21 protein-coding genes are annotated in these 23,057 nt (G+C 56.6%); 16 read left to right on the forward strand and 5 right to left on the reverse strand.

Annotated elements, in window-relative coordinates:
- On the forward strand, window positions 1–676 hold a 676-nt coding region (locus VI895_02495; protein ID HLG18669.1), incomplete at its 5' end, for a hypothetical protein.
- Here VI895_02495 and ubiG read toward each other — a convergent pair.
- The 3 genes from ubiG to VI895_02510 are packed head-to-tail and all read right to left on the reverse strand — an operon-like array spanning window position 656 to window position 3,048.
- A complete protein-coding gene (gene ubiG / locus VI895_02500) occupies window positions 656–1,417 on the reverse strand; it encodes a bifunctional 2-polyprenyl-6-hydroxyphenol methylase/3-demethylubiquinol 3-O-methyltransferase UbiG (GenBank protein HLG18670.1) in 762 nt (253 codons plus the stop codon). The two genes, VI895_02495 and ubiG, sit on opposite strands and share 21 nt — an antisense overlap.
- Window positions 1,384–1,890 (reverse strand): hypothetical protein, encoded by a 507-nt coding sequence (locus VI895_02505; GenBank protein HLG18671.1) that lies wholly within the window; start codon window positions 1,888–1,890, stop codon window positions 1,384–1,386. Before VI895_02505 ends, ubiG begins: the two co-directional genes overlap by 34 nt.
- A gap of 3 nt (window positions 1,891–1,893) precedes the next feature.
- Window positions 1,894–3,048: a 3-oxoacyl-[acyl-carrier-protein] synthase III C-terminal domain-containing protein gene (locus VI895_02510; protein HLG18672.1), complete on the reverse strand. Its 1,155-nt coding sequence runs from the start codon at window positions 3,046–3,048 to the stop codon at window positions 1,894–1,896.
- Window positions 3,049–3,077: 29 nt separating this feature from the next.
- Here VI895_02510 and VI895_02515 point away from each other — a divergent pair, with 29 nt between their 5' ends.
- The 9 genes from VI895_02515 to VI895_02555 all read left to right on the forward strand — a co-directional run bounded on the left by VI895_02515 (window position 3,078) and on the right by VI895_02555 (window position 13,300).
- On the forward strand, window positions 3,078–4,088 hold the full coding sequence (locus VI895_02515) for an ABC transporter ATP-binding protein (protein ID HLG18673.1): 1,011 nt from the start codon (window positions 3,078–3,080) through the stop codon (window positions 4,086–4,088).
- The gene (locus tag VI895_02520; protein ID HLG18674.1) at window positions 4,085–5,047 is read left to right on the forward strand and encodes an ABC transporter ATP-binding protein; all 963 of its coding nucleotides are present in this window, start codon (window positions 4,085–4,087) and stop codon (window positions 5,045–5,047) included. Before VI895_02515 ends, VI895_02520 begins: the two co-directional genes overlap by 4 nt.
- Window positions 5,044–6,702 carry a ribonuclease J gene (locus VI895_02525; GenBank protein HLG18675.1) on the forward strand — a complete coding sequence of 553 codons (1,659 nt, stop codon included), beginning with the start codon at window positions 5,044–5,046 and terminating at the stop codon, window positions 6,700–6,702. The genes VI895_02520 and VI895_02525 overlap by 4 nt, the downstream gene beginning before the upstream one ends.
- 156 nt (window positions 6,703–6,858) lie before the next feature.
- Window positions 6,859–7,965, forward strand: a complete 1,107-nt coding sequence (locus tag VI895_02530) for an NHL repeat-containing protein (protein HLG18676.1) — start codon at window positions 6,859–6,861, stop codon at window positions 7,963–7,965.
- 327 nt (window positions 7,966–8,292) lie between these two features.
- A complete protein-coding gene (locus tag VI895_02535) occupies window positions 8,293–8,556 on the forward strand; it encodes a DUF6364 family protein (GenBank protein HLG18677.1) in 264 nt (87 codons plus the stop codon).
- Window positions 8,546–8,968, forward strand: a complete 423-nt coding sequence (locus tag VI895_02540) for a PIN domain-containing protein (protein HLG18678.1) — start codon at window positions 8,546–8,548, stop codon at window positions 8,966–8,968. Before VI895_02535 ends, VI895_02540 begins: the two co-directional genes overlap by 11 nt.
- Before the next feature lie 152 nt (window positions 8,969–9,120).
- Window positions 9,121–11,517: a DNA translocase FtsK 4TM domain-containing protein gene (locus VI895_02545; protein HLG18679.1), complete on the forward strand. Its 2,397-nt coding sequence runs from the start codon at window positions 9,121–9,123 to the stop codon at window positions 11,515–11,517.
- A 270-nt stretch (window positions 11,518–11,787) separates the two neighbouring features.
- Complete coding sequence (locus VI895_02550; GenBank protein ID HLG18680.1) at window positions 11,788–12,621, forward strand: hypothetical protein; 834 nt, start codon at window positions 11,788–11,790, stop codon at window positions 12,619–12,621.
- 10 nt (window positions 12,622–12,631) lie between these two features.
- Window positions 12,632–13,300: an outer membrane lipoprotein carrier protein LolA gene (locus VI895_02555; protein HLG18681.1), complete on the forward strand. Its 669-nt coding sequence runs from the start codon at window positions 12,632–12,634 to the stop codon at window positions 13,298–13,300.
- A 48-nt stretch (window positions 13,301–13,348) separates the two neighbouring features.
- On the opposite strand, the gene VI895_02560 is transcribed toward VI895_02555, so the two are convergent.
- Complete coding sequence (locus VI895_02560) at window positions 13,349–15,184, reverse strand: ankyrin repeat domain-containing protein (protein HLG18682.1); 1,836 nt, start codon at window positions 15,182–15,184, stop codon at window positions 13,349–13,351.
- 353 nt (window positions 15,185–15,537) lie between these two features.
- Between VI895_02560 and VI895_02565 the strand changes: the two genes are divergently transcribed.
- Window positions 15,538–17,355 carry a response regulator gene (locus tag VI895_02565; protein HLG18683.1) on the forward strand — a complete coding sequence of 606 codons (1,818 nt, stop codon included), beginning with the start codon at window positions 15,538–15,540 and terminating at the stop codon, window positions 17,353–17,355.
- A 72-nt stretch (window positions 17,356–17,427) separates the two neighbouring features.
- On the opposite strand, the gene VI895_02570 is transcribed toward VI895_02565, so the two are convergent.
- On the reverse strand, window positions 17,428–17,814 hold the full coding sequence (locus VI895_02570; protein ID HLG18684.1) for a response regulator: 387 nt from the start codon (window positions 17,812–17,814) through the stop codon (window positions 17,428–17,430).
- 285 nt (window positions 17,815–18,099) lie between these two features.
- On the opposite strand from VI895_02570, the gene VI895_02575 reads away from it, so the two are divergent.
- The 5 genes from VI895_02575 to VI895_02595 all read left to right on the forward strand — a co-directional run bounded on the left by VI895_02575 (window position 18,100) and on the right by VI895_02595 (window position 23,056).
- Window positions 18,100–18,801 (forward strand): matrixin family metalloprotease, encoded by a 702-nt coding sequence (locus VI895_02575; protein ID HLG18685.1) that lies wholly within the window; start codon window positions 18,100–18,102, stop codon window positions 18,799–18,801.
- Window positions 18,802–18,879: 78 nt separating this feature from the next.
- On the forward strand, window positions 18,880–20,307 hold the full coding sequence (locus VI895_02580) for a sigma-54 dependent transcriptional regulator (GenBank protein HLG18686.1): 1,428 nt from the start codon (window positions 18,880–18,882) through the stop codon (window positions 20,305–20,307).
- A 195-nt stretch (window positions 20,308–20,502) separates the two neighbouring features.
- Complete coding sequence (locus VI895_02585) at window positions 20,503–21,102, forward strand: hypothetical protein (protein HLG18687.1); 600 nt, start codon at window positions 20,503–20,505, stop codon at window positions 21,100–21,102.
- Window positions 21,099–21,506 (forward strand): response regulator, encoded by a 408-nt coding sequence (locus VI895_02590; protein ID HLG18688.1) that lies wholly within the window; start codon window positions 21,099–21,101, stop codon window positions 21,504–21,506. Before VI895_02585 ends, VI895_02590 begins: the two co-directional genes overlap by 4 nt.
- Window positions 21,503–23,056 (forward strand): response regulator, encoded by a 1,554-nt coding sequence (locus VI895_02595; protein HLG18689.1) that lies wholly within the window; start codon window positions 21,503–21,505, stop codon window positions 23,054–23,056. Before VI895_02590 ends, VI895_02595 begins: the two co-directional genes overlap by 4 nt.
- Window position 23,057: the final 1 nt, after the last annotated feature.

Raw genomic sequence — 23,057 nt, forward strand, 5'->3', positions numbered from 1 at the left:
GGTCCGCGTTCCGGCCGGTAGCATGTTCGCAAGAGGAGGATGGGGTGGACCGGTCGTCGCGTTTCTATTCATGTTGACTTACGCAAACGACGTGGGTGCCGCCGACGATGGAATTCGGCGCCACAGCGCCGCCGAGGCCGATCTTGCGGATCATCTGACAGAAACGACATCGGTCGACGACTATTTCGGCCAGCTCCACAGGACGTACGTCGCTCTCCCACCCGAAGAACGGAACGAATATGTCTCCAGATTAGCCGCCTTTTTGAACGGGCCGTACGTTGAACCGGTCGTGCGTCTCCACGCCGGACCCATCGGAATCTACAACGGTTCCGTGATCAAATATGTCAGCTGTGAATTCTTGACGGATCGATACGATGAATTAAACGCCAAAGTGTCCCAAGGTTTCTTGGATGGAGATCAAGTGGGTGAACTAGTCGCACTAGAACGTCTCTTGAAGAGGGAAAGCGATCTCCGAAAAACTGAATACACGTTCGAGGCCAACGGGAAACTCTACTACGACGGAAATGCCTGGATGAATTCACCGATTTCGCCAAAGACGGCGCTCCTTCCGGAAGTGGACCTGTCCTGGTGCTCCGATTACTTGGAGGGCGGATATCTCCAAGATGCTCGAAGATTCCCGGCCCGCCCATCGAGTCTACCGTTCGAGACGCGCTAAACCCACGTAGCCGAGAATTCGAGACCCGCTGAATCTAAATTCCAGTTCATCGGAAACACTGCCGGTACGCAGTAGATCGAAAAAGGCCTTTGTGAATATTTTAGGGCGCGTCCCCCGGAACTCTTGAATTCGGAGGCCATATCGCCCGCACAACCGCACGAGTTCGTTCGGCCGAATGAACAGGTGATACAGGTGCAGTCGTTTGGGCGTATTAGCGACTACCCATTCGACTCCTTTGATGACGATCAGCCAACTCATCCAGTTTCGGTTAAAGGCGTGGAAGAAAAAGATCCCTTCCGGACGAAGAATGCGCCGCACCTCGGAAATAATTTTTTCCGGATCCTCCACATGTTCGAGAAAATCCATGGCGCAGACGACATCGAAGCTCTTCGGTCGAAAGGGGAGGTAGTAAGCATCCGCGCATCCGAATTCGACCCGGCGGGTTTTATCATGTTGCCTCGCGACGAGTAGGCTTTCTTTGGAAACATCCACAGCTTTCACGCGGTGGCCGGCTTTGGCCAACGCGTTAGAAACGAATCCGCCACCGCATCCGATATCGAGAACGTCGCACGATTTTTCACCGTACGTTCGGCCGATCTCTTCAAGCACCCAAGGGTTCCGGAGCCGCGTTTCGGCGCGCAGCAGCGCCACGGGGTCGTCCTGTGCTGTGTACCAACGGTCGCCGAGCTGGTTGTAGATCTCCAGGTCTATTTTTTCGGTGTTTGAACCGTGCCGCGCCATATCCAGTTCCAATAAATGGTTTGATAAAGACCGTACATGACAAGAAACCCTAAAAGCCCGCGCAAAAAGAAAGCGTAAAACGGAACGTGGGGAACCCAAGCCGATGGAAGATGCGCTTCTCCCATATGAAGAGCCGGCCAGAGAGCGACCGGAAGGACGAGGACGATCGGGTGAATCAAGAAAAGAAGCGCATGAACCCACTGTTCGCCAGGGGCGCAATGGTCGGAGTGAACGAATTCATCTTTCGTCACGAAAAGGGATGAGACGACCACGCACGCCCCGTATAGGATGAGATTCACTGGGCTCGGTGGAATTCGAAAAAGAAAAACGAAACAGCCGATCACCGTAAGCGTATCGAGCGGATGGCCGATTTTTTCCCAACGCGGCAGGCCGCGCCGGTAATGAAAATAAAACTCATCGACGAACATCAATAGGGCCTGAAAAGCGTACGGAAGGAATACGACCCACCACATGGCTTACCGTTTTTCCAAGAGACACCCTCCAGCCGTCAGCCCCGGGCCGAACGTTACACTCGCGATCAACGATCCCGCCAAGACCGCGGGATCTTCGGCCATCTGCCTCCATATATAAGGAAGCGTGGCGGAGGACATGTTGCCGTAAGAACGAAGGACGGACCGGCTATGGGCGATCTGATCTTCCCTTAGGCGGAGCGTGTCCAAAACGCGGTCGAGAATGGCCGGACCTCCCGGATGAAGCGCGATCAAGATTCGATCGCGTTTTTTCTGGAAATCCATTTCAGCCTCAGCAAAAAGGCGTTCCAAAAAATGCTCGATCGCGCGGGCCGTCAGGATCGGGACATCGCGCGAGAGCGTCATCGTGAAACCCCAGTCCGAGCAGAGCCACGTCATTGCATCTGTTGAATCGGGCAAGAGCTCTTCTCGAACCGCCAGCAATACAAAACTTGGAGACGGGTTCGCGGCGTTCTCGATCTTTCGCTCCAAGGAATACCGGATATGGCCGTCGGCGAAGAGGCTTTGGACGACAAACTGATCCGGTGTGTGGAGGGAAGGATTGAGATGAAGTGTACAGAGTTCCGTGTGTGCGATGTCGGCTCTGCCCCGCCCGCTCTGAAGAAATCCGCGGGCGATGCGAAGCGCGGGGATCGTTCCGTAACATCCCATGTGATAGGCGTGCGTAACGGTCGTCCGTTCCCCCCACCCATTTTGAGCGACGACTTCTTGCGCCGCGCTCGGGGAGACATATCCGGTGCATGAGACATGAATAAGATCGTCGGGAGGCGCACTGTCCGCCGGATACCATCTTTCAAATAAATCCGAGACACGTTCACGGAAAAAACGCATTCGCGCCTCGAGACCCAGTCCTTCCGGTCGGTCGAGTAAGCGAAAAATTTTCATTTCCGGCCAATTCGTATGTTGAAAATCGGAAAGTTCATGCCGACGGGTCAAAATTTGGCCGACGTTACAGCCGTAACGGTCGACGAGAGTTCTCATTTTTTCTCGAATTGTGTCGACCGCTTGACCCGACGCCCGAAGTTTTGTGGCTTCGGCCTGCGTATGGGCCTCGGCCAACCACCGACCCGCAACTTCTTGTTTGATCTCGTACGGCGGGAGAAGCGGTTGGAAGTTCGTTAAGACGATGGGGTCCGACATCGGCCGGTTGTACCAAAGGGTTTCCTAACTTGAAAGGGGTCAGGCCGTCCGATACGTTGAACGAACACGTGCAATCGACGCTTCTGGACGTTCGGAGTCTCTCCATCGGGTTCCGGGCGGGGAAAAAATTTCATCGAGCGGTCGACCAGATTTCGTTTCATCTGGAACGGGGGGAAACATTTTCCCTCGTCGGAGAATCCGGCTGCGGTAAAACGGTCACGGCTCTTTCGCTTCTTCGCCTGATTACGTATCCCCCCGGAAAAATCGAGTCGGGGGAGATCCGCTATGACGGCCGGGATCTCTTGCAAATTCCCCTCGGCCAGATGCGCCGCATTCGTGGAAAAGAAATCGCGATGATTTTTCAGGAGCCGATGACGTCCCTCAATCCGGTGTTCACCGTCGGAGACCAAATTGCCGAAGCGATCGAAGTTCACCAACGGGTCGGATCCCACGAAGCCAAGGCAAGAGCGTGCGAGGCCATGCATCGAGTCGGGTTTCCGGCTCCCAAAGAGCGGTACGACGATTATCCGCACCAAATGAGCGGCGGGATGCGCCAGAGGATCATGATCGCGATGGCGCTCTCCTGTAATCCGAAAGTTTTGGTCGCGGACGAACCGACGACGGCTTTGGACGTGACGATTCAGGCGCAGATCTTGGCGCTTATCGACCAGCTTCAAGAGGAGACTCAAATGGGCGTGCTTCTCATTACGCACGACCTCGGCGTCGTCGCTGAAGTGGCCGATCGTGTCGCCGTTATGTACGCAGGCGTCATCGTCGAATTGGCGAATGTGAAGAATCTTTTTGCTCACCCTCGGCACCCTTATACCCAAGCGCTCTATCGATCGATTCCGAGGCCCGGCGCGCATAGTTCCAAGGAAAAACTGGAGGTGATTCCGGGTCGCGTCCCCCCGCTGGGCGCGGTCCCGCCGTATTGCCGCTTTTACGATCGGTGTCCTCTCGCCGCGGCGGAGTGTAAAGAGCGCGAACCGGATTTACGGGAAGTCAGTCCGGGCCATTTTGTCCGTTGCATAAAAGCATGACGCCGCTTTTGGAAGTTCAGCGGCTCCGAAAATGGTTTCCGATCCGGGCCGGTCTTTTGCGCCGACCGAAAGGGAATGTTCACGCCGTGGAGAACATTTCTCTGGAAGTAAACGAAGGCGAAACCGTAGGTCTGGTCGGAGAATCGGGCTGTGGAAAGACGACGTTGGGGCGCATGATCCTGCGGCTGGTGGAGCCGACGGCAGGGAGTGTCCGGTTTGAGGGAGAAGACGTCACCGCCATGGCCGAGGACCAACTCCGAGCCTGGCGGCGAAAAGCGCAGATGATTTTTCAGGACCCGTACGGATCGCTCAATCCTCGGATGAAGATTCAAGACATCGTCGGCGAGGCGCTGGTGATTCATCGTCTGGCGCCGCACAAGGAAATTCCCGATCGTGTGGCCGCTCTCCTGGAAACGGTCGGTCTTTCGTCGGACACGCTTTACAAATTTCCCCATGAGTTCAGCGGCGGGCAGCGCCAGAGAATCGGAATCGCCCGGGCGCTGGCCGTTCAACCGAAATTCATTGTCGCCGATGAGCCGGTTTCCGCGCTCGACGTTTCCATACAGGCGCAGATCATGAATCTCCTTTTGGACCTCCGAAAAAAATTCAAGCTCTCCTACCTCTTCATCTCCCACGATTTGCGCGTGGTGGAGTTCATCTCGGATCGCGTCGCCGTGATGTATCTCGGGCGCCTGATGGAGCTGCTGCCGGGCTTAGGTCTTTCGCAAGCGGCCAAGCATCCGTACACGAAGGCACTCTTGGCATCTGTGCCGATTCCGGATCCATCCAGGCGGCGAACGCGAATCGTTTTGGGAGGTGACGTTCCGAATCCTGCGAGTCCTCCTTCGGGATGTGTCTTTCATCCAAGATGCCCGATCGCCGAGAGCCGGTGCAAAACGGAAGTGCCTGTGTTAAGGCAGATTGCGCCCGGCCATACCGTGGCCTGTCATTTCGTATGAAAAAAACGCTCAAAATCCTTCCGATCGGAGGTCTGGGAGAGATCGGAATGAACCTGATGGTCGTTCAGTACGGCTCCGAGGCGATCGTCGTCGATTGCGGCATCATGTTCTCCGACCACCATTTGCCGGGAATCGACCTGATCGTCCCGGACTTCAGCTATCTTTTGGAACCCCAAATCAATTTTAGCGCGATCGTTCTAACCCACGGGCACGAGGACCACATCGGCGCCGTCCCGTTTCTCCTTCGGGAGCGGAATGTCCCGATCTACGGCTCCCGCTTTACGCTGGCGTTGGTCAAGGAAAAACTTCGGGAACATGAGCTCCTGCGCGATGCCGAATTGGAGCTCGTGAAAGACGGAGATCAGGTCACGATCGGGCCGTTTCGGATCGAGTTCGTCCGGATGAGCCATTCCATCGCGGATGCGATGGGGCTCGCGATCGAAACGCCCGAGGGGACGATTTTTCATACGGGCGATTTCAAAATTGATCCCAAACCGGCCGACGGGAGGACCACCGATCTGGAAAGAATCGGCGTGCTGGGGAAAAAGGGAGTCCTGCTTCTTCTATCGGACAGCACGAACGTGGATGTGCCGGGGACGAGCCTTTCCGAAAGTTCGGTTCGCCAAGATCTCGAAAAATTGATCGGCGACGCGCCCGGCTGGGTGATCGTCGCCTGCTTTGCTTCGCACATCCCGAGGCTCAAGCAGGTCACCGAGATCGCTTTGGCGTCCGACAAGAAGGTCCTTCTGGCGGGGCGATCGATGATTCAAAACGTCGGGATCGGTCGCGAGCTTGGCTACCTGCGTTTTCCCGACGATTTGTTGATCGACATCTCCGATGTGGGGCGGTTGCCGCGCGACCGGGTCGTTATCGTGGCTACCGGGACGCAGGGGGAGCCGCGATCCGCTCTTGCGCGAATGGCGATCGATCAGCACAAGGAGCTCAAAGTGCTTCCGGGGGACCGGGTGGTGCTTTCGTCGCGTTTCATTCCGGGGAACGAGCGGGCGATTTTTTCCATCGTAAACCACATGTATCGCCGGGGGGCGGAAGTCTTCACGAACCGAGGTTCGGATATCCATGTATCGGGGCATGCGTACCGGGAAGACCTGAAGACCATGCTGAAGACAGTCCGGCCGCAATATTTCGTGCCGGTGCACGGGGAATTTCGGCATTTGGTGGAGCATGTGAAACTAGCGCACGAGACCGGAATGCCGAAGGAGAGGGCCTTTCTGCTCGAAGACGGCATGGGGGTTACATTTTCCGGCGGGGTTGCCAAGCGCCTTCCGCCGCTCGATCTGCGCCGGTCTGTATTGGACGGTCGCGAACTGGGAGACATCGGAAGCGCGGTCCTGCGCGACCGCCGCCAATTGGCGGAAACCGGGATGGTGGTGGTGGTGGCGATTTTGGACGCGCATTCCGGCGAACTGGTTCGCGGACCCGAACTCTTCGCCAGAGGCGTGGCGTTTGAGGAAGTGGCCGAGGATCTCATGGCGGAAGCCAAGGAGGTCGTTCGCGACACATTGGAGGATTTTGGCCCCGAGGCGCGCACGGAGAACGTCGCCGTGCAGGAGGAGATCCGCCTGGCCCTCCGCCGATTCTTCAAAAACGCCCTCGACCGCAAGCCGGTCGTTATTCCGATCGTCCTCGAGGTTTGACAGACAGCGGCGGCGTCGCCACGCCTCAGTTTTTTAAAGTTTGCACGGCGCGCTGCATCAGAGTATAGCCCGTTCGAAGTGCTCTCCCACTCCCAACCTGATGTGAGGTGATTTGTGCGAAATATAAAGTTCCTTTTAACAGTTTCGGTAACCCTGATGCTCGGCGGTCTGGTCAGACCGACGGCGACTTTGGGAGCTCCCTGTGTCCCCGATGACGGCGACCGGATCTTTGGGGGTAGCGTCGATCCTTCGGGAGTGGCAGTGGATACCGCCGGGAATCTTTATGTGGCAGATTACGCAGGCGACCAGGTACTCGGATACAACAGCCCCCTTACGGACCAGACCGCTGACCGGATGCTTGTGGGCCTCAATGATCCCAAAGGCATCGCGTTCGGCCCTGACGGCAACCTATATGTCGTGGATACTAAAAACAAGCAGGTTGTCAGGTACAATAGCCCTTCTTTCTCGGGTCCCTTCTCCGTACTTGGATCTACAACCCATCTCTATTGGTTGGCGATCGACTCCCTCGGCAAATTCTATGTCTCGGATCTGAAACGCGTGTTTATCTTCGACTTTGGCAGTGGGGTGACCACCATCAATGTTCCCTTCGCGATAGGGGGGCTGGCCGTGGACGGTGCGGGCAATCTCTTTGTCTCGGATCCGAAGGGTGGCCGTGTGTTTGAGTATGACAGTCCCCACGTAACAAACCAGGCACCGAACAGGACGATTACAGGATTAAATACTCCTATAGGTTTGACCTACGCCGGCGGCAAGCTCTATGTTGCGGACAACGGTGACAACCAGATCGTGGTTTATGATAACCCGACCACGAACCTGACTCCAGACGGGTTCATCGGGGCTGGAGAACTCCATAGTCCTGACGGTGTGGCAGTAGATGGGTCCGGCAATGTCTTTGTGATGGAGGAGTACAGCAATCGCGTCCTGGAGTTCGACGCTAACCATGTTACGGGAGCATCGAATATTCAGCTCGTTAGCGGTTCCCCAATGGGGGGGAACAGCGCGACCCTGTCGTGGGCGACGACGGCTGAAACCGACCTCGAAGGCTTTAACGTCGCAGCGTGTGACAATAAGGGCACCCGCGTTCAGCTGAATCCGAGCCTGATCCGGTGCGAGCAGTGTATTACCGGACTGGGAAGCTCGTATTCGTTCATCGTCCCCGACAAGCCGGCCGGGAGCACGGACGTCTTCATTGAAGTGGTGCACCAGAATACCACGGTGGAAACCTTCGGCCCGGCTCAGTAAAACGGTATGGACTGGATACGCGGCTCCGCCCTCTGAGGACAGCGTTCGGGAGTTTTTACCGGGATGGTCGGTCTGATCGCGATTCTGGACGCTCACTCGGGGCAACTGGTTCGCGGCCCCGAACTCTTCGCCAGGGGTCTGGCATTTGAAGAGACGGCTGAGGACCTTTCAGAAAGCCTTTCGCGCGTTACCAGGGTTGCGGCAAGGAGTGCTCGGAGACCTCAGAAATCGAACGCTATTTTTTTATTTTTAATGGACATCTATTTGTTATTATTGTTTATTTTATAATAATTGTAAACACGTTAAAAGTGTGCTACACATAAAGCCGTGCAAGATAAGACGCAATCTGGAAAGGATAAGAAGCGAAATCTCACGCTCCGCTTGGACGCAAACTTGATCCGAAAAGCGCGTGTTTTGGCCGCTCAGCGGGGGGCATCCATCAGTCGATTGCTCTCAAAACAGATCGAACTGCTCGTTCGCGACGAAGATCGGTACAACGTCGCCAAACGGAAATCACTTGAATGGATAAGACAGGGCTTTCATTTGGGAGGAAAGATCACAGCGACGCGGGATGAATGGCATGAACGATGACACGTTTGTGGATACGAATGTACTCATTTATGCCCACGATTTAGACGCGGGCCGAAAGCATGAGATTGCTGCCGATCTTCTCGAGAAACTCTGGACAAACCGGCGCGGCGTCCTGAGCACGCAAGTGCTTCAGGAATTTTATGTGAATGTTACGCGCAAGATTTCTCACCCGATTTCCAAGTCAACAGCGCGCGAAATTGTGTCGGGATACACGGCGTGGAAGGTGGAAAATGTAACGAGCGACCACGTTCTGCGAGCCTCCGAGTTGGAGGAACGTCACCAACTTTCCTTTTGGGATGCGCTTATCGTTTCCGCCGCCCTTTCGGCCGGGGCCGAACGGGTTCTTTCGGAGGATATGAGCCACCAACAGGGGATTCTTGGACTGCGGATTGAAAATCCGTTCGTGCCCTAGTCGGCCCCTGCGGTCTCCGCTTTACTGTGTTCCGAGCCGCCGATCGGACGGCGTCCCGCGGAATCAAAGACTCTCCATCATTCTCACCTTCATCGACACGTTGCGCCTAGACGCGCCTCGGATATAATTTCTGGAATCGTTGGGCGTTGCGGATGGCTAAAGAAAAAGAAGATTTATCGACCCCACTTCGCGATCTGGCGGGATTTCTTTTATTGGCGTTCGCGATTTTTCTTTTCCTTTCCCTGATCAGTTACAGCCCCCTCGACCCCTCGCTCAATACAAAAGTGGCGGGATCTCCGTCCGCCGTGCACAACTGGTGCGGGATCGGCGGGAGTTACGCGTCCGACATTTTCATGCAGCTTTTTGGGTTTGCGTCGTTTTTCGTCCCGTTCGCTTTGGTGGGCGTGGCTTGGGCGGTCGTCTTTCGGAAAAGCTGGCAAGGGGCTTCGGCCCAAGCTTCGGGCTTTATTCTCCTGGTTCTGGCGGCCACGCTCTTCTTGGCCTTGGCCGCGGGCGACGCGGCTCGGTTCCCCCCATGGGGAGGGGTGACCGGGTTTCTGCTCCGGAAACTCTGCCTCGCGTATGTCGGAACCATCGGCGCACTGCTGGCCGGCCTAACCGCTCTGGCCGTGGCGTTGGTTCTTTCCGTTCGGCTGACGTTTGAAGCGTTCGTCGGAAAGCTCTCGTTCCTGGGTGATGCTTTCCTCCATTCCCGGGAGATCCTTGCAAGAGCGTGGCAGCGTGTGAACCGATCCGCAGCACGTTTCCTGGAGCTGGAGGAAAAGAAGATTGAGAAGGGGATGGCCAAGATCCGCGCCGATGTGGGCGAGCCGTCGATCTCGGTTTCGGACAGCATCAAAGTCGCCGGAGAGGTGGTGACGGAAAACGTACTTATGGATGATTTTTCGATCGAGGCTCCGGCGAAAGAAATCCCCATCGTTTTTCCCAAGGCCAGCGACCGGCGTTCGATGCCCCAGTTCCATACGATGGAAGAGGAACCGGAAGAGGCCAAAGCGCACAAAGATAAGCGGGACATCCGAACCTACAAGCTCCCCGACATTTCGCTCTTGGACGCTCCGGAAGAACAGTCGATCGCGATCGATCGCGAGGAGCTCTTCCGAAACGCCCAGACGTTGGAACAGAAGCTCAAGGACTTTGGTGTCTTCGGGAAGGTGGTGGAAGTTCAGCCCGGCCCGGTGATCACGATGTACGAGTTTGAGCCGGCACCCGGCATCAAAGTCACGCACGTCACACGATTGAACGACGATCTGGCGCTCGCCCTCAAAGCCATGTCCGTTCGCATCACTCCTCTGCCCGGGAAAGCGGTGATCGGAATCGAAGTCGCCAACCGCCAACGCCAGGTGGTTTATCTCAAGGACGTCATCGCCGACGACGTCTTCAAACAGGGTTCGTCCCGCCTGACGTTCGCTCTGGGCAAAGATATCTCCGGCACGCCTTTTGTGACCGATCTCCGAAAAATGCCGCATCTTTTGGTGGCGGGCGCCACAGGCTCCGGAAAGTCGGTTTCGGTCAACAGCATGATTCTCTCGGTGCTTTACAAATCGACGCCGGACGAAGTGCGGATGATTCTCGTCGATCCGAAGATGTTGGAATTGTCTTTTTACGACAACATCCCGCACCTGTTGCTTCCCGTGGTGACCGACCCGAGGAAAGCCTCGGCGGCGCTCCGGTGGGCCGTACTCGAAATGGAGCATCGGTACCGGTTTATGGCCGACATCGGCGTACGGAACATCGAAGGTTACAACAAGAAGGTGCCCAAAATTCTGGACGGGAAGGTGTCGCCGGAGGAAGCGAAGAAAAGCGCCCAAGATCTTTCCCTTCCCGAAGATCTCTTGGCGTCCGGAGAGAAAGTGAAACCCGAAGAACACACGGGTCCGATGCCGTACATCATGATCGTCATCGACGAGCTGGCCGACCTCATGATGATTTCCAGCCGGGAGGTCGAGGAATCGATCATTCGTCTTTCTCAAATGGCTCGCGCGGCCGGGATCCACCTTCTTCTGGCGACGCAAAGACCGTCCGTGGATGTCATCACGGGCGTCATCAAGGCCAATATGCCCGCGCGAATTTCGTTTCAGGTTTCGTCCAAGATCGATTCCCGGACGATTCTCGACGCCAACGGCGCGGAACTTCTCTTGGGCGCCGGCGACATGCTCTTCCTGCCGCCGGGGACGTCCAAGCTGGAGCGAATTCACGGCGCTTTCGTCACCGACAACGAAGTAAAACGGGTGACCGACTTCTGGAAGGAACAGGGTTCGCCCGACTACGATCATGAGATATTGCGCGTACAGCAGGAAGAGATGGAGCGGGAAGCCTCGGGGGAGGGCGAGGACAACGAGATGTACCAACAGGCGCTCAACATCATCCGTCTTCACCGAGTGGCGTCCATCTCCATGATCCAGCGGAAACTTCGGATCGGTTACAACCGGGCGGCGCGGATCGTGGAGAGGATGGACGACGAGGGGTGGCTGGCGCCGGGCGAAGTGGGCAAGCCGCGCGAAGTCCGCATGAGTCGATTTGAAGTTTGATTCACAACATCGAGGAACAGAAAACGACGATTGGGCTCCGGTCCCGACGGGAGCCCCCAAGTCCATGCTCATGCTTGCGCGTGGACTTGGGGATCCCCGTCGGGCCACCCAATCGTCGTTTTAACCGCGATGATCTGGTTCCATATTCGCCAAATTGCTCGACCGACCTCGCCGCATCTCGTTTTCTTCGCTGTGCTTTGTTTAATAAGTGGTCAGAGCGTCGCGCGGGAAGATCTGGTTGTTTTATATACGGGAAATACGAGGGGGGAGGTGGGGCCGTGCGGGTGCGCGACGGAGAATTTGGGCGGGTTGGCCCGCCGGGCCGCGTTCGTGCGCGGCGAAAGAGGACGCGGCGTTCCCCTTCTCCTGGTCGATTCGGGGGACGACCTTTCGTACGCTCCCATCGCCACGTTGCCGGTCCATTTACGGAAGGAAGCCGATCGAAGCGCTCAGCTGATTTCCCGCATTTACGAGTCCCTGCAGTACGACGCCATCTTGCGCGGGGAGGCCGATATTTTCGACGGCCGCGGTTTCGGGTCTCCCGAATTCGATCGTTCGCCGGCGCTCCGGATCGTGGAAAGGTCGGGATGGCGTGTCGCCATTTTCGGTTTCGGATCCCCAAACCTTTTTCCCCGGTTCGACGAGAATTGGAGAGCCGAAATTGCGAAGATTCGGCCGAAAGTCGACCTAGTTCTCGTTCTCGCGCATATCGCCGAGACGGAGATTTCCGGCATCGCGAAGGTCCTCAAGCGCGGAGACATCGTGATCCTCGGGCATACGGGGAAACACCTAGACGATCCAATCCTTCGGAAGGATGTTCTTTTTTTCGAAGCGGACTATCGCGGGCAATTTGTCGGCAAACTCCAGCTGCATCTGGAAAGCGATAAGCTGTCGACAAAAAATCAGATCGATCGATTGCGGCTGGAAGACGATCTCCGCTTTTCGGAAGAACCCGCAGCCCGGAAGCAAATCGAGGAGCGAATTAAATCCCTGGGCCCCCGCCCCAAAAGCTGGTACGCGAATGAGCTTGTTCCCTTAAGCGAACGAGTTTCGCCGGACCGCGAAATTCTGAAACAGGTTGAATCGGTGACGAGGAAAAACTAGTCTGCATCGCATGTTCAAGAAAATAATTCCGGCAGCGTGCCTTCTGACTTGGGCGGTGTCCGCAAACGGCGCCGAGGTTCAGGGAGTCGTCGATCAACTCCAAAAGAGCTACGACCATATTCAATCGATCGAAGCGAATTTCGAGCAAACGTATCGCTCCAAGCGATTCGACGAAAAGATAAATCGAGGGAAGCTGGCGATCGTAAAACCGGGCAAGATGCGATGGGACTACCGTGAACCCAAAGGAAAGGTTCTGGTGTCCAACGGCAAGGAAATTCTCTTATACGACCCCGAAGATCACCAGGCGCTGGTCACGCCTCAGCCGGCGCAAAGCGACCTTCCGGTGGCGTTGGCGTTCTTGTGGGGTGGCGCCAAATTGACCGACAAATTCACGGTCTCGCTGAAGGGCGAAAAAAAAACAGAAGATAAACAGGAAACGACGCTTCGTTGTCTCCCGAAGGAGCCGATTCCGAACGTGAAGGAAGTTTTCCTGACCGTTCGGTCGGGCGAGCCGATGCTGGTGGTCGCATCCCGCGTGATCGACTCGTTGGAGGGAGAAAGTGAAATCCGCTTTACGGATATTCGCGTGAACCCTTCGATCGAGAACCGGCGCTTCGAATTCAAACCTCCTAAAAATACGCCGATCGTCTCTATGCCAAGCTTGAACGTGAAGCCGTAAAATCTCACGCTCTAGTCCGAGTTCCGGAATTCGAGGAAGCTGAATTGTTTACTTTGCGGGCCCTTTGACAATCAGCCGCGCGAATTCCTTGGCTCTCGCGGCTGTCGCCTTGTCCTTCTCGTTCTCGCTTCGCCACTCGGTGATGTCGAGCGCGGTTTCCCCCTTGTCATTTTCGACCGTCCGGTCCACGTTGGCGTCGATCAGAAGTTTCGCGACATCCACCGACAAACTCTTGTCCGCGGCGAGCTGAAGAGCCGTGTCCCCCCGGCTCGTCAGCGCGTTCACATTCGCGCTCTTGCCGAGAAGCGCTTTCACGGCATCTTTGTTCCCCTCCCGGGCGGCAAGATGGAGGGGAGTTGCGTTCGTTTCCTCCGCCTGAGCCTCGATTTTGGCGCCGTTCTCCAACAACAGTGCAATGAGTTCAGCGGAGCCGGCTGCCGCCGCCCGATGAAGCGGCAATAAAGCCGACGGAGCCGAGGGATCGGCTCCCTTCGAAAGCAAATACCGGACGGCTTCGGTGCGCCCTAAGAGCGACGCGTAGTGGATCGGCGCCTGCCCCAGCGCATCCTTCGTCCCCGCGAGGCTCGCGTCTTTTTCCAGGATCCGGCGAAGTGCTTCGGTGTCACCTTTAAACGCGGCCTCGTGAACCGGGACGGAAAGGGCGGCCCCCTTCTCGACGAGCAATGAAGCGCATGCCCCGCATCCTCCGTAGACCATCCACTCGAGGGGAGTCGCCCCTTTCCGATCTTTCGCATTCGGCGCGGCACCCGCTTTGAGGAGGATCTCGATAATGCCGGGGTCGAGGGCGTGGCTGAGCGGTGTTCTCTCTCCGCGATCTTTCGAGTCGACCGATCCGCCGGTGGAAACGAGTTTCTGTGTCAAAAGAGTTACGAGGGTTGGCTTCCCATTTTTCACAACGAGATGCAGCGCCGTTTCACCTTTTCGGTTCAGGTGGTCAACCCGGGTCTTCTTCTCGATGAGTAGGGCTGCCACTTTCATCGACCCGAGGAGGCAGCACTCCTGCAACGGGGTGTTCCCCACGCCGTTCATCGTGTTCGGATCCGCTCCGTTCCGGAGAAGAAGTTGCGCGAGATCGGTCCGATCCCCCATGCAGGAGAAATGCAGCGGCCGGTTCCCTCGTCCTCCTTCGGCATTCGCCAGCGCACGCTGCTTTTTAAGGAGCTTCTGGACGAGGGCGATCTTTCCGTCCGCCACGGCGTCGTGAATTTCCCCGTCGTATACTGGCTCCTGGCCTTTATTCCTAAGGAACTCGAAGATCTCCATCGATCCCTCGTCGCCGGCCAGTTCCACCGGCTTCCGACCGACGCGATCCCGGACGGAAAGGTCGGCTCCAGCCGAGACCAGCGTTTTCACGACGTCCGGTTTTGCGGACCGGATTCCCGCTAGCAGCGCTGTTTCGCCCTCGGCGTCGTCGGCGCGGATATCCGCTCCCTTTTTCAGGAGAAGCTTCACAACCTCGTTATTCCCTTTCAGTGCGGCGGTGGTGAGGAGGGAGTTTCCTTTCGTGTCGAGAGTCTTGATGTCGGCGCCCGATTCGATCAGGAGGATCGCGTTCGGCGTATGGCCCGCTTTGATCGCCACCTGTAACGGCGTAATGCCGCCGCCGTCCGGCTCGTTCGGCCCGGCGCCGCCTTTAAGAAGCGTCTCGAGGACGGTCCGGTTGCCGATCCCCGCGGCCAGCGTGAGGGGCGTGAACCCCTCCCGGTTCCGGGCATGCAGGAGGGCGGGTTCTTTCTTAACGATGCGCTGAACGTTGTCGAGCCGCTGCGCCTTGATCGCCGTGAAGAGATCAGGCGCCGTCGGCTTTCCGCACGCGGTGAGGACCACCAGCGCCAGAACCATCTTCCGAATCCGCAGCCTCATGATTTTTCGTCGTACGTTTTTCGTTTCGTCGGGTTCTTGAGCGTCATGTAAGTCTCCACCATCCGTTTTCAGCGACCGGCTGTTCGTCGAAGTCAATCGATTCGAAGGAGTTTATTACCCACTGTCGCTTATACGCCCTTTCTATGAGGCAGCAGCGCAAGGTGTCAAGGTTGATTCATCGCCCTCAGCGGACGTTCGGTGAGACCGGACGAACACCGACCGGTCGAGACAGAGAAGTACGTTGCCAGGATTCCTATTGTTTCGATGCCGAACTCCGATGTGAAGCCGCAAAATCTGGCGACAAGAAAAGATTTCTTTTCGTGGAGATGCTCGTGAGGTAACAGGAAAAGAGCATGGGGCAGGTTCGAGAAAGATCGGTTATTTGGTTCTTGTTTGTTTTGGCTGCCGCAGTCTTTCTGGTTGAGTTTTCCGTGATGTTCATACTCCCGAGTGCCTTGCTCTATTTCCCCATTCATTCTCTCTGGGGCGAGGCAGCCGCAGACGGCGGTATTTTGCTCGTGGTGATCATGCCGATCATTTACGCCTGGGTATTACGCCCGTTGGTCCAAGCCAGGCGGAAGGCTGAGGAAGCCTCCATGGCCAAAGGGCGGTTCTTAGCCAATATGAGTCATGAAATCCGCACGCCGATGAACGGGATCATCGGAATGACGGACCTTGCACTTGAGACGGACCTGACAAAGGAACAACGGGAATATCTGGAGGCCGTGAGTGAATCGGCGGATCGCTTATTGGAGCTTATCAATGAGATTCTCGATTTTTCGAAAATTGAGGCCAAGCATTTGGAACTTACGTTGTTTGAGTTCAGCCTTCGCGATTGTATCCGGGATTGTCTGAGATTGTTGGCGTTGGTCGCGGGTAAGAAGGGTTTGGAACTCGTCTGTGACATTTCGCCGGATGTGCCCGATGGCGTGGTGGGGGACGCCGGCAGACTTCGCCAAGTGATCCTTAATTTGATTGGTAATTCGATTAAATTCACGCATGACGGTGAATTGGGTCTTCGCGTGACATGCCTGTCGCAGACTGAAGCGGAAGCTCAGCTCCACTTCGAAGTCTTCGACACGGGGATCGGAATTCCGGAAGAAAAGCAACAGACCATTTTTGAGGCTTTCTCGCAGGGGGATGCTTCAACTACCCGCAAATATGGTGGAACAGGGCTTGGCCTCACGATTTCGTCGCACCTGGTCCAACTGATGGGAGGGGAAATCGAACTGGAATCGAAACCCGGGAAAGGCAGCCGGTTTCACTTTACGGCTCGTCTCGGACTCCACGGAAAATCCGCCGTGGCTCGCGCTTCATTGAAGGAGGATGATCTCACGGGGGTTCGTGCGCTCGTTGTGGACGATAATGCGACGAACCGCCAGGTGCTCGCAAAACTACTCGCTGCCTGGCAAATAGGCCCGACGGTCGTTGAGAGTGGCGAGGCGGCTCTAGCCGCGCTCGAACAAGCTAACCGATCGAATACGCTGTTTCAATTGGTGCTCACGGATTGCCATATGCCGGGAATGGACGGCTTCGAACTTTCTCGAAGAATCAGGCAGATCCCCGTGTTTTCGAAAGCTCCTATTCTTATGATGCTTACGTCAGGAGGACAACGGGGAGATGCGGCGCGCTGCCGGGAAATCGGAATCGCCGCGTACTTGACGAAGCCGGTCATTCCGTCTGAGTTGTTGGATGCGATCCGGATTTGTCTTGGAAACGTGGCGGGTGCGACGGATCGAAGCCCTCCTGTAACGCGGCATTCCCTGCGAAGGGACCGAGGCGTTCTGAAAATTCTTCTGGCCGAGGACAACCCTGTGAATCAAAAGGTGGTTTCATCTTTGTTAAGGAAGGCCGGGCACGAAGTCTCGGTGGTCGAGAATGGGATCGAGGCTCTCACAGCTGTCGGGAGGGGAAACGTTGACCTGGTTTTCATGGATATGGAGATGCCGGAAATGGATGGAATGGAAGCCACGAGACGCATCCGGGAGTCGGAGAAGGAAATGAGCAGGCATCTTCCGATCATTGCGCTGACAGCACACGCCATGGAGGGAGACCGCGAAAGAATCATGAATGCCGGGATGGACGCCTACGTGTCAAAACCCGTGCGATTGGAGGCATTGCTTCAAGCGATCGAAGACGCAAACAGGCCGGCTGGAAAGGACGATGGGTAGGCATCTCACCGGTACCGCAGCCGATAGCCCACCCTTAGGGCTACAGACGCATGAACAAATCAAGGCTCTGAATTAGTGCGGCAATGGGCGAGTCTTTGTATCGAGTGCGTCGCGGATCGTCCATAGAAGATCGTCCAGCGGGACGGGTTTGGTGAACACGCGGACCGGATGAAGCGGCAAGAGCTCGTTGGATACGCGTTCAGCGAAACCGGATTGAACGATGACGGGAAGCTTGGCAAACCTCGAATCGCTTCGGAGCTTGCGAAGAAGCTCGAGTCCGTTTGAAGTCGGAATCGCCAGATCGAGGAGGAGGAGATCCACGTGTGTTCGCTCCAAGGTTTCCATCGCTTGCTCGGTCGTAAGGGCGGAAATCACCTGGAATCCTTGATTCTTCAATACTCGCGCGTAGGCGTTGATGACCGGCTGCTCGTCGTCGGCAATCAAAATCGTTTTCGGCATGGCTCGATCATACCGAACCGACGCGCTCGATGAAACGGAATGTTTGTTCCCATTTTGGGATGCAGGGGTGGAATATACTTTCCGTGGGTGAGCTTCACCCGGACCTCTCCGCCCGATTTCATTCGAGAACCGGTTTGATGGCGCGGTCGAGATCACCTCGACGGCGAAGGTCGGGAATAAAAAACGGCCTTAGCCAAACACCGTACCCATGCCTGAGACACGGGGGTTTTCGAAAATGCGCGCGCCGAAACCGCCTGTGGCCCGGACTTTGTACTGCTCCCGGTTATGCGTTTCAAATTTGCAATTGTTCGATCGGTTGAAATTTTTATCGGCATTACGATGATGGTTTTCGGGGGATGCGGCTTCGACCACTCGAGGGGAACGGCCTCTTCAGATACGAACTCGGCCGGCGCGGAGAACGATACGGACGTTGTCCGCTACCGCGAGCTTCCGGTCCATTACAAGATCGCTTCAACGATTCCCGCCGAATTTCACGCCGACATTCGTGCGGGATTTTCAAGCTGGAACGAGGCGACCGGCGTCGAAATCTTCGTGTACGACGGTATAAAATCGCTGCAAGACGACCAACTGGCCCCGGATTTCACCGTCAACGAAAACGTCGTTTTACAGACGAATCGCAGCGGTCAATTGGCCGCCGACGCGGCCCAAGGGTCGGATGGGGGGCCGGGACCATTGGCGCGGACGTATCTGAAGGGCGCGACCAAGATCATGGATGCGGATGTTTACCTTTTTGAATTCGATACCTATTTTGTAAACGGCCGGCCCGATACGGGGGACATCTATTCCCTCGAGTCGGTTGTGGCCCACGAGGCAGGCCACATTTTGTTTGGATCCGATCACTCCTCGGACGAAGAAAGCATTATGACGGCGGTGCTCTACCCGAAGGACAACCCAAAGGAGAAACTTGGGCCGAGCCAGAGCGACGCCGACCGATTTGAGGCGGTTTACGCCGACCTAATTGAATAACCTCCGATATTTTCGATCTGGGGTTCTCCCTCGGCGGACAATTGTTTTTCTCGCCGCCCCGCCGTACCATACGGCTCGATGAAAGACCCGCCGAGCAAGGCTGCTCCCTTGGGGCGTGTCGCCGTCATTGACGACGACACGGTCCTATTATCCGCCCTCGAGAGATATCTCTCCCAGTCGGGATATTCCGTGCTCGCCTTCGGCGACCCGCGAAAAGCCGTCGCCTCCTTGGAGTCGCAGGAAGTGGACCTCGTCCTGACGGATGTTTGCATGCCCGACGTGAGCGGAATCGATCTTTGCCGCGAGATCAAGCAACGCAAGCCCGACATTGACGTGGTCGTCATGACGGGTGCGGGGTCCATCGCGATGGCGGTGGATGCGATGAAGGCGGGCGCCTATGATTTTCTGACCAAACCGTTTGACAGCATGGAAGTGGTCGTCATTTCGCTCACGAGGGCCATGGAGCGAAGGAGGCTTCTCCGCCGGACGGACTATCTCGAGCGGCAAGTCGAATTGACCAGCCGCTTCGAGAATATCGTCGGCGTGAGCGCGAAAATGAAGACGGTCTTCCGTCTGATCGAACGCGTCTCACCCTCGGAATCGACGATCTTGATCACGGGAGAGAGCGGCACGGGGAAAGAATTGGTTGCGAAGGCCGTCTTCGAGCGAGGATCCCGTGCGGCGCGTCCGTTCCTCGCGATCAACTGTTCCGCGTTCAGCGAAACGCTGCTCGAGAGCGAACTGTTTGGGCATGTCAAAGGCGCGTTCACCGGCGCCACCGCCCGGCGAATCGGCCTGGTGGAGGCCGCTCATGGAGGCACCCTGTTCTTGGACGAGATCGGAGATATGTCCCTGGCCACGCAGGTGAAGTTTCTGCGTGTCCTTCAGGAGGGGGAGGTTCGGTCGGTGGGCTCGAACGAGGTGCGGAAAATCGACGTGCGGTTCATTGCGGCGACAAATGTCGACCTTCCCTCGGCGGTCAAATCGGGACGATTCCGGGAAGATCTTTTTTATCGTTTGAACGTCATCAATATTCCGATCCCGCCGCTTCGAGAACGCACGGAGGATATTCCGCTGCTCGTTCATCACTTCATCCGCAAACACGCGCAGCGCACAAAAAAGATTCTCGAGGGAATCGAGCCGGAAGCGCTGGCTCTTCTTTGCCGGCATCGATGGCCGGGCAACGTCCGCGAGCTGGAAAACATCATCGAACGGGCCGTGGTCTTGAGCCGAAGCAACGTCATCCGTATCGAGGACTTGCCGAGTGAGCTGGCCGCAAAGGAGAATGATTCGGCCGCTATCTCCTCCAAACTAATGGACGTGCCGTATCCGCAGGCGCGCGACCAGGTCGTGGACACGTTCACCCGACGATACCTTCAGGACGTCCTGGCGCGGGCCGGAGGCGTGATCGCGGAGGCGGCACGTATCGCGGGGATGGACCGGAGCAATTTCCGAAGGCTGTTGGGCCAACACTCGATCGACGCCGCGCTGTTCCACCACGAGTGACGGAGTAGAATTGACCTGAATCGGGGCCGTTTGACCCTGTCTGCCTTCTCCCATCCTCTTAAAATGATTTGGTATTTCCACAACCCGTGGGTTCGCTCGACCTGGGACTCCAAGGCAGCTAAATAAATTATAAATCATTTCAGCTGGTTGATACGCCGTGGCGCCTGGCACGCGACCTGCTCTTCCTTTGGCTCGATGCATACTCAACCCAACCAAGACTACACAACAATCGCGCGGTTTCTCACGCGAACGATTCAATTTTCAACGTTCCGAAACAGCTATGAGAGGAGCCTCGCGCTGGTCACTGACTACCTCGCGCGAACCTTTCATGTCGGAAAGGACGAAGTGGCGCTTCTCGTCCTGGACCGGGTCGGCCAGGAGTTGCGGTTCGTCGCTCCGGACTACTTGGCCAGGCTGTCCGCTACCATCCCGTTCGGCCGACGGCAATCGCAGGCGGCGATCTGTTTGTGGGATCAAAAGGCGCGGATTGAAAATCGTTTTGCCGCCGTCAATCACCTCGCCTACTTCGAGAAAGTCCGCCGAGACAACCCTCATCCGCATACGATCGAAAAGCTTCTGACGTATCCGGTCGTGTCGGGTTCTTCGCCGATCGGCGTCGTACAGATTTCAAGGAAACGAACCCTCAATCAAGCTACGCTTCCTGATTTTCACGTGGATGACATTCGGATCCTGGAAGCCATTCAGGCGCCGCTTCGCGCGCTTCTTCAGGGAATTCGATCCGCCTCATCGGAATCAACGCCGGCTCCCGAACTCAGAAAAGGAGGCACCCAATGAGTCAGCGCTCCGTAATCCTGGTCGTGGACGACGATCCCATGATGCTGGCGTTGGAACGCATGGTGCTGGAGCAAATCGGCGGCTATGACGTCATCTCCACTCAAGACCCCGCCGAAGCGATCGATTTGGCGTCGTCCCAACATGCATCCGCGATCGTCCTCGATGTTTCGCTGGGCCCAAACCAGAACGGAATCGACCTTTCCAAGAAAATCAAGAATGACGAGCGGTCCAAATCCGTCCCGATCCTTCTGGCCACGGCGCACGGAGAGGCGGACAAGGGCAAGGAGATTTTGTTTCAAAGCGGCGCTGACGCATACATCGCAAAACCCTTTTCATCTCTCCAAGACCTCGTCGGCAAAGTCCGGGCGCTCCTCGCCCGCCGGCTCGCGGAGGTAAGCGTATGACCGATGCCGTGAAAAAAAGAATACTCGTCGTCGACGATGATTTATCGATTCTCGACTTGATTCGAGCCGGCTTGGATCCGGCACAGTACGAAGTGGTCGGCACGACAAAAGGTCGGGAAGGCATTGAGCTGGTCGAGAAGGAGCGCTTCGACCTTGCCGTGGTCGATGCGCTTCTCCCCGACCTTCGCGGAGACTTTGTCACGAAAGCGATTCGCGAGCGGTATGGACCCGACCAGCTGCCGGTCATTGTCCTTTCCGCTTTTTTCCGGCGCAATCGCGGCTCCAAAGAAGTCTTGGCGCGTTGGCAGGCCAACGCATTCATCCCGAAACCGTTTGCCATCGTTCAGCTGCAAAAGGAGATCGATCGTCTCTTGGCCGTGGAATCGCGAGACAGCCTCGGAAGCGATGCGCTCCAGACATTGCGGGACAACTACGTTCAAAACCTCGTTCGAACGGTCGGCGATCTTCACAAAGCGATGGCGCTCAATCTTTCGATTCCGATGATTCGTGCGGTTTGTCACCAGATCGTCGGCTCGGCAGGTTCGTACGGCTATCCCGAAATCAGCGAACATGCCAAAGCGCTGGAACATTTCTCCGCTTCACTCCACGAAGACTTCGGCCTCTCGATGTTCGAGCAAAATCGCATGAATCTACTGTTCGACCGGTTGGAACGGGCCGTCGGTCACGCCAAAGCCGTGACTTGCGCGAACTCCACGAACCCCGCGGAAGAAACATCCGTCATCTGTGTCAGTGCGGATAACGAAACACGAAAGCAGCTGGAAAAAGAAGCCCATAATTTTTCCTTCACGATTCGAGGAACGCCCTCGTTGGACGACGCCGTGCGCCTCGTTCGGAGTCAATTCGTACATGGAATCATCATCGACCTCGATTCCGTACCGCCGAATCAATTCGGAGCGCTTTCCACGCTGCGATCGTTATCCCAATCGAAAAAGGTCTGGATCGTAGGCTTCGGATCCAACGACGGCACGGCCGCGCAATCCCAGGCCGCCCGGGCGGGTGTCGACCGCTTGGTGTCGAAATCCGCGGGAACGCGCGCCCTGCTGAACGTCGTACGGAACGGAATTCAACCGAAAACCGAATCCGCGGAAACGCTGCTCGTTGTCGACGACGATCGTGAGGTATTTCGTTTTCTCAAGATGGCCCTGGCGAGCATCGGCTTCCGGATTGAGTTTGAAAGCAACGTCAATGCCGTCCTCGAACGGGCACGGGAGCTAAAGCCCAGTTCGGTTCTGATGGATTTCGAAATGCCGGGAATCCGCGGGCACGAGATCTGCCGCGCTTTTAAGGTCGATCCGGAACTCTGCCGAATTCCCGTGATTATCTACACGTCCTTCAACGACGAGGATCACCGAATGCGGGCGTTACGGGCCGGGGCCGTGGAAGTTCTTCACAAGGGATCCAGCATCGACGAACTTAAGCTCCGGCTCCAAAACCTGGTGAATCTCTATGGGATGTCGCGTGCCGCAAAACCAGTAAATGCGACCTCCCCTTCCAACGGGGCCCTCGCGCCACGAGCTGAAGCGAGATGAA

The organism is Bdellovibrionota bacterium (genome assembly GCA_035292885.1).
Lineage (GTDB): Bacteria > Bdellovibrionota_G > JALEGL01 > JALEGL01 > DATDPG01 > DATDPG01.